Source organism: Burkholderia sp. L-4 (assembly GCF_056856535.1).
In genome coordinates this window covers 926,815-942,815 of sequence record NZ_JBXEOX010000002.1, presented here as the reverse complement: position 1 = coordinate 942,815, position 16,001 = coordinate 926,815, and the positions used below count along the sequence as shown (strand labels likewise).

Sequence of the window (16,001 nt, the reverse complement as noted above, 5' to 3'; positions counted from 1 at the left end):
TAATTGGGCGCTATCTTCGCACGAAAACGGGGCCGTCAGCCATCGCCCCGGCCTGCGGCGGCCGCCGCCGCACCGCGCACCGCCATGAAAAAAACCGCCGGCTCGTGACGAGCGGGCGGTTCCAGGTACAGGGCGGGCGGGTGGGAGCGTCCTTCCATCGGCTCAGTGCCGATCGAGTCCCCGCACGTACCGGTGGAGCGTCATGCGTGACGCATTACTTCGCATCGATCCGGATCTCGACGCGGCGGTTCTGCGCGCGGCCTTCCGCGGTCGCGTTGGACGCAACCGGGTCGGCGGCGCCGAGGCCTTCCGACACGAACGACTGCGCCTTCAGGCCGTTGCTGCTCAGGTAGTTCATCACGTTGCGGGCCCGCGACGCCGACAGCGCCAGATTGTGCGTCTTGCTGCCGGTCGAATCGGTGAAGCCCGTGATGGCCACGCGGCGGAATTCGATGCCGCCGTTGATCTGCACGAAGCGGTCGAGCTGGCTGCGCGCCTCCGGCGTCAGTACCGCGCTGTCGAACGCGAAGTTCGCGTCGCCCTGCAGCAGCACCTGGCGCTGCTGAACCGGCTGCGGCGCCGGTTGCGGTTGCGGTGCCGGCGGCGCGGCCTGCACGACCGGCTGCGGCTTGCCGCACATGAACGTGATCTCGCGCGGGTCCTTCATCGGTGCGCGGCTGTACACGCGGTCGATCATCTCGAGCGGCGTGAAACCCTTGCCCTGGCAGAATTCTTCCGCCGCACGGGCGCAGGCGTTCGCGCTGCCGAGCAGCCCATCGCAGCTCACGCGAAATACGTTGTCCGGCTTGCCCGGAATCGACACCGCCCGGATGTCGTAGGTGACGCCCGATTGCGTCGTGCACGCACCGAGCGCCATCGCGATCGCGCCGATCGATGCCGCGCGCAACAACAAGGTTTTCATGGTCATGGTGAAACGTCCGCCGTGACGGCGGACGCCTGGAAAAAGTTGAATGGAGTCAATCGGATCGACGTCGCGGGCGGGGCGCGATGCCCCGCCCGGCGACTTACCACTGATACGAAGCGCCCACGCCGACGGTGTTGCCGCCGCTCGACATGCCCACGCCGGCCTTCATCTTCAGGTTCTGCGTGATGCGGGCCTCGCCGCCGAACGCCACCGCCTGATAGCCCTCGTAGGTCGCGCCGCCGATACCGAACGACACCGTCTTGCCCGGATCGACACCCGGAATCATCGTCAGCGCGGTGGCCGCGGCGATACCGGAGTACGCGTTGCGCGACAGGTCGTTGACCTGACCTTGCACGCCGCCGATCGCGCGATCCATCTGGCCCTTCGTCGCCGCGTCGGACGCGTTCACGCCATCGGCCAGGTTCGAGATCGTGCGCTTCTGATCGGCCGTACCGACGGACACGGTGTTGTCGCTCGACGCCACCGAACCGGCGCCCAGCGCGACGGAGTTCTTGCCCGATGCGTTCGCACCTTCGCCGATCGCCGTCGACTTCTCGCCGGACGCGTTCGCGCTGCTGCCGATCGCGGTCGCCCCTTCGGCGCTGCTCTTCGCGCCCGAACCGATCGCCGTACCGTTGCTGCTCGATACGTTCGCGTTCGAACCGACGACCGTGGCGTTGTTCGCGCCCGTCCCGATCGTCGAGCCCGAACCCGCGGCCGTGTTGCCCGTGCCGCTGCCTGCGTTCGCCTTCGTCGTACCGTCCGCACCCACGTCGGTACCGGCGAAGTAGTCGTTGCCGGTACCGCCATCGCCCGGATTGCCCGTGCCCGGGTTCCGCTCCAGTTCGCCGACACGGTCGTCGAGGCCGCCGATCTTGTCGTTCAGTTCGCTCAACTGCCCGAAGTTCACCGCGTCATACCGGCTCGAACCGTCCGCGACGTTGCCCAGGCGCACCGGTGCCGCGCCCGAGCCGCCGAGGGTCACCGAGCCGTAGTTCGGCGTGCCGTCCTTGTTCAGGTCGTAACGCACCGCGAGCGAATCGGTCGCGCCGTACTTGGCCGCGGCCTGGACAGCTTCGGCCACGGTCTTGTACTTGCTGCCGTTCACTTCGATCGACGTATCCGCGAGCTTGCCGTCCGCATCGACCGTCGTCCCGCCGCCGATCGTGTCCGCCACGCTCTGCGCGGTGCCGTGCAGTTGCGAGCCGTTGATCGCGTCGCGACTCGTCGCGCTCACCGCACCCGCGCCCACGCCGGTCAGCACGCGGTCGCCCGCCGTGCCCGCGAAGTTCACGGACGTGCCGTCCGTCTCCTTCGCGACCGTGATCTCGCGCGTGTCCGCGTCCTGCTGGACGAGGCCGATCGAGCCGTGGACGAGGCTGCTCGAGATGTTCTCGATCGCGTCGCCGACGTTGTTGTACGTCTTGTCGTTGACGGTGTACGTCGGGTTCGTCACCTTGCCGTTCGCGTCGACGGTCGAACCGCCGCCCAGCGCATCCGCCACGCTCTTCGACGCGCCATACAGCTGCGAGCCGTTCACGGCGTCCATGCTGGTCGCGTTCACCGCGCCCGCCTTCACGTTCGACAGCGTCGTGCCGTTCGCACCCTTCAGCGTGATCTGGTCGAAATTCGCCGAACCGTTCGCCTGCTTATCGTACGTCACGGCGAGCGACGTCAGGCCCGCACCCGGGTTCGTCGGATCGATCGGCGTGAGCACACCCGCGCTCTGCAGCTGACCGACGTTCACCGCGTCATGCTTGTCCACGCCGTCCGCGATGTTCTTCAGCGCCACCGGACCCGTCGCGCCCGCGCCGCCCAGCGTCACCGAACCGCGGTTCGCCGTGCCGTCCGCATTTCGGTCGTACGTCACCGCCGCGATCGACTGGCCGCTCACCGGGTCGACCAGACCCGAATCGGCCAGCTGCTTGTTGATCACGGTGATGTTTTCCGTGTTCGTCGTCGTGCGTCCGTCGAGGTTCGACAATGCATCGCCCACGTTGTTGTACGACTTCGACTTCGACGCATCCGCCGGATCGGCCAGCGAGTACGTCGGGTTCGTCACCTTGCCGTCCGCGCCGACGGTCGAGCCGCCGCCCAGCGAATCGGCCACGCTCTGCGCCGTGTCGTGCAGTTGCGCACCGTTGACCGCGTCCGTGCTCGTGGCCGTGACCGCGCCCGCCTTCACGTTCGTCAGCGTCGTGCCATCCGCGCCCTTCAGCGTGACCGTGTCCTTCGCGGCACCGTCGTATGCGACGGCGAGCGACGTCAGGCCCGCCCCCGGGTTCGTCGGGTCGACCGGCGCAACCAGGCCGGCATCCTGCAACTGGCCGAGGTTGATCGCGTCATGACGCTCCGTGCCGTCCGCAACGTTCTTCAGTGCGACCGGCGTCGTGGCGCCTGCGCCGCCCAGCGTCACGGTATCCTTCGCCGCGCCGTCGTACGTCACCGCCATCGACGTCAGGTTGCCCTTGCCGTCGTCGCCCACCACGCCCGCGTTCTTCAGCTGGCCGAGGTTCAGCGCATCGCCGTCGTCCGTTGCGTCCGCCACGTTCTTCAGCTGCGTCGGGCCGGCGCCGTGGCCCAGCGTCACCGAACCGTAGTTCGGCGTGCCGTCCGCGTTGCGGTCATACGTGACCGCCGCGTTCGCCTTGCCGTCGTCGCCGATCAGGCCCGAACCCTTCAGCTGCGCAACGTTCACCGCGTCCAGGTCGGCCACACCGGCCTTCACGTTCGACAGCGTCGTGCCGGCCGCGCCCTTCAGCGTGACCGTGTCCTTCGCGACACCGTCGTACGCGACGGCGAGCGACGTCAGGCCCGCCCCCGGGTTCGCCGGATCGACCGGCGCCACCAGGCCCGCGTCCTGCAACTGGCCCACGTTGATCGCATCGTGACGATCCACGCCGTCCGCGACGTTCTTCAGCGCCACCGGAGCCGCCGCGCCCGCGCCGCCCAGCGTCACCGAACCGAGGTTCGGCGTGCCGTCCGCGTTGCGGTCGTACGTCACCGCCGCGATCGACTGGCCCGTTGCCGGATCCACCAGCCCCGAATCGGCCAGCTGCTTGTTGATCACGGTGATGTTTTCCGTGTTCGTCGTCGTACGGCCGTCGAGGTTCGACAGTGCGTCGCCCACGTTGTTGTACGACTTCGACTTCGACGCATCCGCCGGATCGGCCAGCGAATACGACGGGTTCGTCACCTTGCCGTCCGCGCCCACGGTCGAGCCGCCGCCCAGCGAATCGGCCACGCTCTGTGCCGTGCCATGCAGCTGCGAGCCGTTGATCGCGTCCGTGCTCGTGGCCGTCACCGCACCCGCCTTCACGTTCGTGATCGTCGTGCCGGTCGCGCCGCCTTGCAGCGTGACGCGATCCTTGGTGTCGTCGTCATAGCCGACGGCCAGCGGATTGCCCGAACCGCCCGAGTTGTCCGCGACGTACTGCTTCAACTGGTTGTAGTTGATCGCGTCATGGTCGTCCGTCGCATCCGCGACGTTCTTGATCTGCGTCGGGCCCGCGCCATTGCCCAGCGTCACCGAGCCGTAGTTCGGCGTGCCGTCCGCGAGACGGTCGTACGTCACCGCGGCGATCGACTTGCCATCGTCGCCGATCAGGCCCGAGCCCTTCAGCTGGCTCACGTTCACCGCATCCATGTCCGCTACGCCGGCCTTCACGTTCGACAGCGTCGTGCCGTTCGTGCCCTTCAGTGTCACGGTGTCCTTTGCATTGCTGTCGTACACCACGGCCAGCGATTCGCCCGTGACCGGATCGATCACGCCGCCCTTCGACAGCGAATCTTCCAGGTTGCCGACACGCGTGTTCGTCGCGAACAGCTGCGAGCCGTTCACGGCGTCCTTGCTCGTCGCCGACAGTTCGCCATCCTTGACGTTGTGGATCGCCACCGGCGTGGTCGCGCCCGTGCCGCCCAGCGTCACGCTGTCCTTCGCCGCACCGTCGTACGTCACGGCCATCGACGTCAGGTTGCCCTTGCCGTCGTCGCCCACCAGGCCCGCGTCCTTCAACTGGCCGAGGTTCAGCGCATCGCCGTCGTCCGTCGCGTCCGCCACGTTCTTCAGTTGCGTCGGGCCCGTGCCATGGCCCAGCGTCACCGCACCGTAGTTCGGCGTGCCGTCCGCATTGCGGTCGTACGTGACCGCCGCGTTCGCCTTGCCGTCGTCGCCGATCAGGCCCGAACCCTTCAGTTGCGAAACGTTCACCGCGTCCATGTCGGCCACACCGGCCTTCACGTTCGACAGCGTCGTACCGGTCGTGCCGGCCAGCGTCACGGTGTCCTTCGTCGCGCCGTCGTACGTCACCGCCAGCGACGTCAGGTTGCCCTTGCCGTCGTCGCCCACCAGGCCCGCGTCCTTCAACTGGCCGAGGTTCAGCGCGTCGTGGTCGTCCTTCGCGTCCGCGACGTTCTTAAGCGCCACCGGAGCCGTCGCACCCGCGCCGCCCAGCGTGACCGAACCGAGGTTCGGCGTGCCGTCCGCGTTACGATCGTACGTCACCGCGGTGATCGACTGCCCGGTCACCGGATCGACCAGCCCGGAATCGGCCAGTTGCTTGTTGATCACGGTGATGTTTTCCGTGTTCGTCGTCGTACGGCCGTCGAGGTTCGACAGCGCGTCGCCCACGTTGTCGTACGACTTCGACTTCGTCGCGTCCGCCGGATCGGCCAGCGAGTAGGCCGGGCTCGTCACCGTGCCGTCGGCACCCACCGCCGCACCGCCGCCAAGGGCATCGGTCACCCCCTTCAACTGGCTGACGTTGACCGCGTCGGTTGCCTGCGTGCCTGCCGCGACGTTGACGATCTGGCGTTCCGCCCCTGCACGGCCGACGGACACTGCGTTCGCACGATTCGAGAACGCGTTCGCGCCGAGCGCGACGCTGTTGGCCGCGCCCGCGGTCGCGTTCGCACCGAGCGCCATCGCGCCTTCGACGCTGCGCGCGACGTTCGCACCCGTGCCGATCGCGACCGCGTTGGTCGAGCCGGCCCGCACGTTCGCCGCGCTGCCGAGCGCGACCGAGCCGTCGCCGATTGCCTGCGCGCCGTTGTTGCCGACCGCCAGCGCATAGTCGCCGTTCGCCTGCGCGTTCGCACCCAGCGCGACGGCTTGCGTGCCGTTCGTCTGGACGTTCGAACCCATCGCGACCGAGTAGTCCTGGCCGGCGCCGGTTTGTGCGAAGCTGCCGATTGCGACCGAGTTGTTCGAACCCGCGCCGCTCTGGAGGCCGACCGCCACCGCGTTGGCGCCGCTTGCCGCCGTCGACGAGCCGATCGCGGCCGCCGTCGCCTTGGTCGGATCCGCGCCGTTCAGCGAAGCGACGTTGTTGCCCTGCAGACCTTCGATCGCGACGAGCGGGTCGCTGACATCCTGCGGCTGCATCGAACGCGAACTCACTTCGTCGATCGCAGCCTTCGTCTTCTTGTCGATCTCCGACGAGAAGGTATCGATCGCTTGCTGCGTCTTCGAGGTCACCGACGTCGACAGGTTGTTCAGCGCCGCATAGAGCTGGCCGCCGTTGACCGCGTCGGTGCTCTGGAATGCGACGTCGCCGTCCGCCACGTTGACGATCTTGCGTTCCCGGCCCACATCGCCGACCGACACGACGTTGTTCTGGTTCGCAACCGAGTTGTAGCCGATCGCGACCGAGCCGTTGCCGGTCACGCGTGCACCGCTGCCGAGCGCCAGCGAGTTGGCGCTGGTCGCCCGAGCGTCGGAGCCAATGGCGACGGCGAGCGCGCCGCTTGCGACCGCCGGCGTGCCCGTGACCGGGTCGGCATTGACCTTGACGAAGCGCAGGTTGCCGCCGGACATCTCGTCGCGGAGATCCGACAGGCCCGTGTTCAGTTGCTTGACGTTGACCGCGTCCAGGTCGTCGACGCCCGTCGCGACGTTCTTGATCTGCGTCGGGCCTGCGCCATTGCCCAGCGTCACCGAGCCGTAGTTCGGCGTGCCGTCCGCGTTACGGTCGTACGTCACCGCGGCGATCGACTTGCCGTCGTCGCCGATCAGGCCCGAGCCCTTCAGCTGGCTCACGTTCACCGCGTCCAGGTCCGCCACGCCGGCCTTCACGTTCGACAGCGTCGTGCCGTTCGTGCCCTTCAGCGTGACGGTGTCCTTCGCGTTACCGTCGTATACGACAGCCAGCGATTCGCCCGTGACCGGGTCGATCACGCCGCCGTCCTTCAGCGAGTCCTTCAGGTCGCTCAGGTTCTGGTTCGTTGCGAACAGCTGCGAGCCGTTCACGGCGTCCTTGCTCGTCGCCGACAGTTCGCCTTCCTTGACGTTGTGGATCGCCACCGGCGTGGTCGCGCCCGTGCCGCCCAGCGTCACGCTGTCCTTCGCCGTGCCGTCGTACGTCACCGCCAGCGACGTCAGGTTGCCCTTGCCGTCGTCGCCCACCAGGCCTGCGTCCTTCAGCTGGCCGAGGTTCAGTGCGTCGTGATCGTCCGTTGCGTCCGCGACGTTCTTGATCTGCGTCGGGCCTGCGCCGTTGCCCAGCGTCACCGTGCCGTAATTCGGCGTACCGTCCGCGTTACGGTCGTACGTCACCGCGGCGATCGACTTGCCGTCGTCGCCGATCAGGCCCGAGCCCTTCAGCTGCGAAACGTTGACCGCGTCCATGTCGGCCGCACCGGCCTTCACGTTCGACAGCGTCGTGCCGCTCGCGCCGGCCAGCGTCACCTTGTCACGTGCCGTACCGTCGTACGTCACCGCCATCGACGTCAGGTTGCCCTTGCCATCGTCGCCCACCAGGCCTGCGTCCTTCAACTGGCCGAGGTTCAGGGCGTCGTGATCGTCCGTTGCGTCCGCGACGTTCTTGATCTGCGTCGGGCCTGCGCCGTTGCCCAGCGTCACCGCACCGTAGTTCGGCGTGCCGTCCGCATTACGGTCGTACGTCACCGCAGCGATCGACTTGCCGTCGTCCCCGATCAGGCCCGAGCCCTTCAGCTGCGAAACGTTGACCGCGTCCAGGTCCGCTACGCCGGCCTTCACATTCGACAGCGTCGTGCCGTTCGTGCCCTTCAGCGTGACGGTGTCCTTCGCGTTGCCGTCGTATACGACAGCCAGCGATTCGCCCGTGATCGGGTCGATCACGCCGCCGTCCTTCAGCGAGTCCTTCAGGTCGCTCAGGTTCTGGTTCGTTGCGAACAGCTGCGAACCGTTCACCGCGTCCTTGCTCGTCGCCGACAGTTCGCCTTCCTTGACGTTATGGATCGCCACCGGCGTCCCGGCATTGCCCAGCGTGACCGCGCTCTTGGTTGCATCGTCGTACGTCACGGCCAGCGACGTGAGATTGCCCTTGCCGTCGTCGCCCACCAGGCCCGCGTCCTTCAACTGGCCGACGTTGACCGCGTCCATGTTCGCCACGCCGGCCTTGACGTTCGACAGCGTCGTGCCGCCCGCACCGGCCAGCGTCACCTTGTCGCGCGCCGCACCGTCGTACGTCACCGCCATCGACGTCAGGTTGCCCTTGCCGTCATCGCCCACCAGGCCCGCGTTCTTCAACTGGCCGAGGTTCAGCGCGTCGTGATCCGCCTTCGCGTCTGCAACGTTCTTCAGCGCGACCGGCGTCGTGGCGCTCGCGCCGCCCAGCGTCACCGAACCCATGTTCGGCGTGCCGTCCGCGTTGCGGTCGTACGTCACCGCGGCGATCGACTTGCCGTCGTCGCCGATCAGGCCCGAACCCTTCAGCTGGCTCACGTTGACCGCATCCATGTCGGCCGCGCCGGCCTTGACGTTCGACAGCGTCGTACCGGTCGCGCCGGCCAGCGTGACCTTGTCCTTCGTCGCACTGTCGTACGTCACCGCAGTAATCGGCTTGCCCGTCACCGGATCGATCAGCCCCGAATCCTTCAGTTGGTTCACGTTCACCGCATCGGTGTCCGCCGTCCCGGCAGCCAGATTGGTGATGCGTCGCTGCAACGCCGACGAACCGACGGAGACCGTGTTGTCTGCAGTCGCGATGCTGCCGCTACCCAGTGCGACCGACGACACGCCGGTCGACGACGCATTCGCGCCCAGCGAAACGCTCGAATTGCCCGACGCAAGCGCAGCAGGCCCGAATGCGAGCGTATTCATCCCCGATGCGGACGAACGGGTGCCGAGCGCAACGCTTTGACTGCCGGCCGGTCCCATTGCGGTCGCGCCATCGCCGATCGCATAGTTGGCATAGTTCGACTTGGCGCCGAACCCGATCGCACCGCCGCCAGCGTACCCGCTCGTGCCGGCTTGCGCGTTCACGCCGATCGCCATCGTGCCGTACCCGCCGCCGCTGGTATTGGCCGTGGCACCGTTACCGATGGCGATGTTTCCGCCAGAGCTTCCCGACTGAGCCACCGCTCCGCTTCCGAGCGCGACAGATCCCGATCCGCTGGCCGTCGCCGCGGTACTCGTCGCGTTACCCAGAACCTTGATGTAGGTGTTGTCCGTCTTCGTCGACAGCGCCGTGTTCATCTGGCCGACGTTTACGGCATCCGTATTGGCGACGCCGGCCTTGACGTTCGACAGTGTCGTGCCGCCCGCGCCCTTCAGCGTGACCTTGTCCTTCGTCGCGCCGTCGTAGGTCACCGCGTTCGGATCGCTGCCGCCATTCGCGGCCAGCGCATCGAGCGCGTCGCCGACGTTGTGGTAGTCGGTTCCGGCGACCTTGTAGGTCGGCTGAGTGACGTTGCCGCTGCCGTCGACCACCGCGCCGCCGCCGAGTGCCTTGGTCACGCCCGACAGCTGGCCAACGTTGACCGCGTCGGTGGCTTGCGTGCCGGCCGCGACGTTCACGATCTGGCGCTGCTGCGTCGCCGAGCCGACCGAAATCGTGTTGTTGCGGGTCGCGCTCGAACCGGAGCCGAGCGCCATCGCACCGGTCACGTTCGCGGCGACGGCTGCTTGCGTGCCGAGCGCAACGGAATTGGTGGCCGATGCGCCAACGACCGCGCGATCGCCAATGGCAACGGCACCATTCGCGCCGGCATTCGCCTGATTGCCCAATGCAGTTGCGTGACTGCCGCTTGCCGATGCCATACGACCCAGCGCCGTTGCGCCTTCACCATTGGCCACCGTACCGGAACCGAGTGCCGTCGCGGACAGGCCCTGTGCGGAAGCCGCATTCCCGATAGCTGTCTCCGCGCCCATGGTGCCGGCCACGGCCGCATTGCCGATCGCGACGCCATTCGTGCTGCCCACGCTGGCCGCCGCGCCCGTCCCGCGAACGTTGACGTACGTGTTGTCGACCTTCTTCGACAGCGCCGTGTTCATCTGCCCGACGTTCACGGCATCCGTATTCTGCGTACCGGCAGCCACATTGACGATCTGTCGTTGCAGCGACGTCGACCCGACCGACACCGCATTGTTGCGATCGCCCACCGAGTTCGCGCCGAGCGCAACCGCATTCGTACCGCTGGCCAGTGCACCACGACCGAGTGCCGTCGAGGTCGCGCCCGTTGCACTTGCCCGCTCACCCAAGGCAACGCTCGACGCCGATGTCGCGTTCGCGAGCACACCGATCGCAACGGCGTTCGTGGTTGCATTCGCTGCATAACCGATTGCGGACCCATAGGTCCCGCTGGTGCTGGCACCGCGGCCCACCGCAATGGCGTTCGCGCCGACGGCACTTGCCGTCATGCCGAGTGCCGTGGCACCGTCGGCGCCCGAATAGGCGCCATAGCCGACGGTAGTCGCATTGGTGGACAGAGCCGCCGCACCTCGGCCCATTGCCGTCGAATTGCTCCCCGTCGCGCGTGCGCTCACGCCGACCGCCACGGTCTCGCTGCCCGTCGCGTTCGCAAGGGTGCCGAGCGCAACGGCATTCTGCCCCGTTGCAACGGTATTCCCGCCGAGCGCCACGGCCGACGTGCCGCCGGCGTTCGCATTCGCCCCGATTGCCGTCGCGCTGCCGCCCGCGCGTGCCGCCGTCGCAGTCGCATACGTACCGGTATTGGTCACAACATACGGGTTCGCCGTCCCCGCAGCCGCAATCGCCGCGTTCAACTGGTTGACGTTAACGGCATCCGTCCCGGCCGTACCGGCAGCCAGGTTGTTGATGCGGTGATTCGTCATGTTGAAGTTGCTGTCGACGTCCACCGGGCCGCGAAGGTGCACGCCCGAGCCGCCCAGCAGGAAGAGATGGCCGTCGACGGTACCGCTGATGCCGGCCTCGGTCGCCGCGCTTGCCTGACCGACACCACCACCGTTGACGTTGCTGTTGTTGTACAACTGAAACGACCTGACGTGACCTTCGCTCAGTCTGAAATTGGAGATCGCCGTACCGCACGCCGCAGTCGTCCTGGTTCCGACCGTGTTGCCGCCGCCAAAGGTCGTCCCATAATAGCCGCTGCCCGCCGGCGCACACAGCGACAACGATCCACCGCCATTGGCGGCCTGCGCCATCGCGTCGTTCGCCATGGCGCCACCACCCACACCGGCCATCACGGCGACCGCCGCGGTGACCGACGAACGCATCGTCGTATTCGACTTCGATTTCGTGCGCATCCGCGCCGTTTCGGCTGCCGCCGTCCATGTACCCGTCGTCGCGTTCCAGACGGTGCGATAGGTCTTGTTCACGTTGTTTGCCTCAGTAGAAAAAAGGGAGAAGGACGCTCCTCGTCCACCATTGGCAATGTATTGATCGCCCGTCGTTTCGATAATCAGACGGCCGGACGTCACATGACTTATTTCGTAGGCCTGGTCCTAACATGACGTTGCTTGACAATCGGTCATGTCAAACGCGGCGCGACATTCCGTTCTCTTGAACGATTCCGTTTGACACGGCCGCGTTGCAGGACGTATATACGCTGCGCGCGGCCGATTGCATGAATAGGACTGGTCCTATCCTTCGCGCGCGAGTGTTTCGGACTGCCCTACATACAGCCTCCCCCACTATCCCGATAATTTTCCCGTTCCCCGAGCCGGCGGCGCATCGCGCTGCCTTCAATCGGCTCGTGGAGATCGTCCGCGTTCCGGCCTCGCCGCGGCGCGTCCCCGATTCGCGCATTGATTCACCAGTCTTCGCCTCATGCCCATTCGCCACCTCTTCGCGTCCCACACGGACGCCAGCGCGCCGTTCGCATCGATCGACGACGACACGCGCGACCTGAGCCTGCTGAACCGGTATCAGCGCTTCACGCTGTACGGCGGCGCGGTCGTGCTGTCGCTCGTGATCCTGATCGCGGCAGGCATCCTGCTCGTCGGCTCGGTGCGCGACTACATCGCCGAGCGGCGCGACCTGTTCGCGACGCACAAGGCGCTCGTGCAACTCGAAATGGACGCGAAACAGGCGTCGATGCGCCGCGCGGTGATCAATGCCGAGCTGCTGTGGAACGGCCATCCGCCGCATGCGCGCGAAGCCTCCGACGCGCTGCGCAGGGACGGGCACGTCCTGCTCGCCCCGATGCCCGGCGTGAGCGAGATCTTCGTGGCCGCGTCGCCCAAGGCGCTCGCCGAGCGCGAAACGGATCGCTACGTGCAGCTGATGGAGCGCCAGACGATCTCGGTCGCGGCCGCCGAACGCCAGACCGGGCGCGCGGTACGCGGTTACGCATACAGCCCCGACCGCAACGTGATCGCGATCACGCCGCCGCCGTCGATGCCGTATCCCGACCTGCTCGCACGCATCGGCGTGCCCGACACGCCTACGCTGATCGAACACCTCGCGTTCGACGCGGCCGACTGGTCCGATCCGGCCATCGCGCGCTACTGGCGCCTGTCGCGCCGGATCGCCTGGCAGGCGCCGGCGATCGATCCGCTGACCGGCAAGACGGTCTTCCGTCTCGTCGAACCCGCATTCGACGGCCAGCAGCATTTCATGACCTTCGTGAGCGACTTCGACGTCGACGTGATCGCCGAGCGGATGAAACATGCACCCGGCGATGCCGTCGCGATGTTGATCGACGAAAACGGCCGCGTGCTGCTGGATGCCGATCGCACCGGCGACGCGGAGGACGGCGCGGCCCTGATGAAACAAGCGCTGGCCGAAGGCACCTGGCGGCGCGGCCTCGCGCATTTCGACGAAAGTTACCGTCACGGCATGTTCACGATCACCGACCGGATTTCGGACACCGGCTACGCGATCGTCTATGCGTACTCGTGGCGCACGATCGCCTTTGCGATCTGGTCGACGATGCTGCGCGAGTTCGGCACGACCGCGACCATCCTCATCGTGCTGTGGACGCTCGTGATCGCGTTCGACCTGCGGGTGTTCGCGCCGCTGTTCCGTCGTTCGCGCCGCGTGTTCGAAAGCGAGCGGATGAGCCGCACGATCGTCGCCACCGCGCCGTTCGGCATCGGCCTCGTGTCGCCCGATACGCAGCAGGTGCTGCTGCGCAACCGGATGCTCGAGCTGTACGACCGCGAGGCCGGCGATCCGCCGCTGCACGAGCGGCTGCTGGCTCGCTACCGCGAGCGCGCGGACGCGTCGCCGGTGCAGCTCGACGTCGAACTGCCCGTGACGCTCGACGACGGCCGCGCGCGCGACCTGCTCGTCAACTTCGTGCGCGTCCGCTACAAGGGCAAGGAAGCGCTGCTGTTCAGCTTCTCCGACATCACGACGCGCGCCGACGCCGAACGCGCACTCGACAGCGCGAACCGCGCGAAGTCGACGTTCCTCGCCACGATCAGCCACGAGATCCGCACGCCGCTGAACGCGATGCTCGGCAATCTCGAACTGCTCGACAAGGCGCCCGACCCAAGCCGCCAGAAGCCGCGCCTGCATGCGGTCACGTCCGCCGCGCGCATGTTGCTCGACATGCTGAACAACGTGCTCGACATGACGAAGATCGAAGCCGACCGGATGACGCTCGAAGCGACGGGGTTCGGGATCGACGAGTTGATGCGCGACGTGGCGGACCTGTTCGAGCCGGTGGCCGGCGCGAAGGGCGTCGCGCTGCGTATCGACGTCGATCCCGCGGCGACCCGCACGTATGTCGGCGATCCGATGCGGGTGCGGCAGATCGTCGTGAACCTGGTCAGCAACGCGATCAAGTTCACCGATCGCGGCACGGTCGCGCTGTCGGTGTCGGCGCCGCCGGGCGATGCGACGCCCGTGACGATCCGCGTCAGCGATTCGGGCATCGGCATGACGGCCGACCAGCTTGCGCACGTGTTCGAGCCATTCGCGCAGGCCGACGAATCGATCGCGCGTCGTTTCGGCGGAACGGGCATCGGCCTCGCGCTGAGCTACAAGCTCGCGGAGTCGATGGGCGGGCGCATCGACGCGAACAGCGTGCCGGGCGTGGGATCGACGTTCGTCGTCACGTTGCCGCTGCCGCTCGACAGTCAGCCGGGCGCCGCGCACACGCCGTCCGGCGAGGATGCGCCGAACGTGCGCGTGCTGTTCGTCGACGACAACCCGGTCAACCGTTCGCTCGTCCACGATCAGCTGGACGTCCTCGGCTATCAGGCCGATATCGCATCGAACGTCGCCGAGGCGCTCGATCTGGTGGACCGTCACGACTATCCGGTCGTGCTCACCGATCTCAACATGCCGGGCCTCGACGGGTACGCGTTCGCACGCGTGCTGCGCGAGCGCGGGCGGGTGCAGCCGATCCTGGCGGTGACCGCGCATGCCGAACCGGACGAGTTGCGCCTGGCGTGGGAAGCGGGCATCGACGAGATCGTCACGAAGCCGACGTCGCTGAAATCGCTCGAACAGGCGATCGCGAGGTACACGGGCACGTGGCGTCGGCCGGTCTATCCGCCTGCACCGGCGCGTGCGTCCGGCCCGCTGCCGAAAGACCTGCATACGGTGCTCGCCGATGCAACGCGACGCTCGAGCGCGACCATCGCTCGGGCGCTGCAGGACGGCGACCTGAAGGTCGCGCGCTCGGAGATTCACAGCATGCGGGGCGCGTTCGCGATGATCGGCGAGCGGGAGATTTCGGGGCTCTGTGCGTCGATGGAAGCGCTGGCGCTGGCGGGCGATGCCGCCGCGTTCGCGCGGGAGTTCGAGCGCTATCGACGGAGCGCGAACGAGATTCTCATGCGGCGGGCGGCAGGCTGATCGAAATCGTCGACTGAAACGATTGCTGACACATCCGGAAGGAATCGATCATGCGGCCGGCCGGCTCGATTGCGCCGCACACGTTGTGCAGCAGGCATTCGAGGCATTGACCTGATGGCCATCGCGGATGATTTCGTACATGACTGCCCTCTGACACCGCGCGATCTCGGCTACAGTGGTTGCACGTTTTCGCCTGGACTCCGGCATCATTTCGACATGCCAAGCATGTGACGGACTGATCGTTGGCATCCACTGCGTAAACGAGCGCGGCCCGCAGGTGATACAGCACCCACGGGCCGCTGACCACAACCAACTCAACGCAGGAGTTGACCATGGCTGGCGCGCATCATAACGCACCGATGTATTTCCGCGATTGTTTTGTCTCCCCTCAATCGTCTTTCCAATCTGGCCGCGTCGTCCCGCACATCAGGCTGACCGACATGGCGCCGCCCGTCGTGTATCTGTGGACGCAGCTGTCCGGCCGGTGGATCGAGGCAGCCGGATTCGATCCCGGGCAGCGCCTGCGGATCGAGGTGTCGCACAAGCGGCTGGCGATCACGCCGATCGAAGACGCTGGCTGCACGTCGGATGAACAAGCGGGATGTCCCGATATCGATCGCGGAACCGGGCGGCAGCAACGTTCGGTGATGACGGAGGAAGCGTAATGAACTACGACGCATCGAAGCAGCACACCGACGACGTACCGGACGATTTCGACTACTACGATGTCGGCGAACTGGCAGCCAAGTCCGTACTCGTACTTAAGCTCAACGCATTGATGGCATCGCGCGGCCTGACCGAAGAAGAGGCCGCGGCGCTCGCGGAAATGGCCCGGCCGGTCGTGACCCCCGAGCAGCGCGAGCGGCTCCGCAACGTGACGCTGGATCAACTGATGCTGACACTCGCCTCGTTCGGCCAGCATGTGGAGATCGTCGTACGACCTGCGCGGGAAGGGGGGCCGGCGGGGATCACGGTTTCGGTGTGACGGCCATCGGGCGGGCTTGAAGGAGCGTGTGGCGGCCGGAAGCGCCTCGGCGCTCGCATGAGGCAGCGTTAGGAGTAGTGCTATCGAATACATAGCA

5 protein-coding genes are annotated in these 16,001 nt (G+C 66.9%); 3 read left to right on the top strand and 2 right to left on the bottom strand.

Annotated features, from left to right (window positions below; genetic code table 11):
* Window positions 1-214: 214 nt before the first annotated feature.
* Window positions 215-928, bottom strand: a complete 714-nt coding sequence (locus tag AC1VVG_RS21020) for an OmpA family protein (protein WP_034189627.1) — start codon at window positions 926-928, stop codon at window positions 215-217.
* A gap of 97 nt (window positions 929-1,025) precedes the next feature.
* Complete coding sequence (locus AC1VVG_RS21015) at window positions 1,026-11,486, bottom strand: YadA-like family protein (RefSeq protein ID WP_482836136.1); 10,461 nt, start codon at window positions 11,484-11,486, stop codon at window positions 1,026-1,028.
* Between the two features lie 451 nt (window positions 11,487-11,937).
* Here AC1VVG_RS21015 and AC1VVG_RS21010 point away from each other — a divergent pair, with 451 nt between their 5' ends.
* The 3 genes from AC1VVG_RS21010 (at window position 11,938) to AC1VVG_RS21000 (ending at window position 15,904) form a co-directional block, all read left to right on the top strand.
* The gene (locus tag AC1VVG_RS21010) at window positions 11,938-14,919 is read left to right on the top strand and encodes an ATP-binding protein (protein WP_482836134.1); all 2,982 of its coding nucleotides are present in this window, start codon (window positions 11,938-11,940) and stop codon (window positions 14,917-14,919) included.
* 332 nt (window positions 14,920-15,251) lie between these two features.
* A complete protein-coding gene (locus AC1VVG_RS21005; protein WP_482836132.1) occupies window positions 15,252-15,584 on the top strand; it encodes a SymE family type I addiction module toxin in 333 nt (110 codons plus the stop codon).
* Window positions 15,584-15,904, top strand: a complete 321-nt coding sequence (locus AC1VVG_RS21000) for an XRE family transcriptional regulator (protein ID WP_034189630.1) — start codon at window positions 15,584-15,586, stop codon at window positions 15,902-15,904. Before AC1VVG_RS21005 ends, AC1VVG_RS21000 begins: the two co-directional genes overlap by 1 nt.
* Window positions 15,905-16,001: the final 97 nt, after the last annotated feature.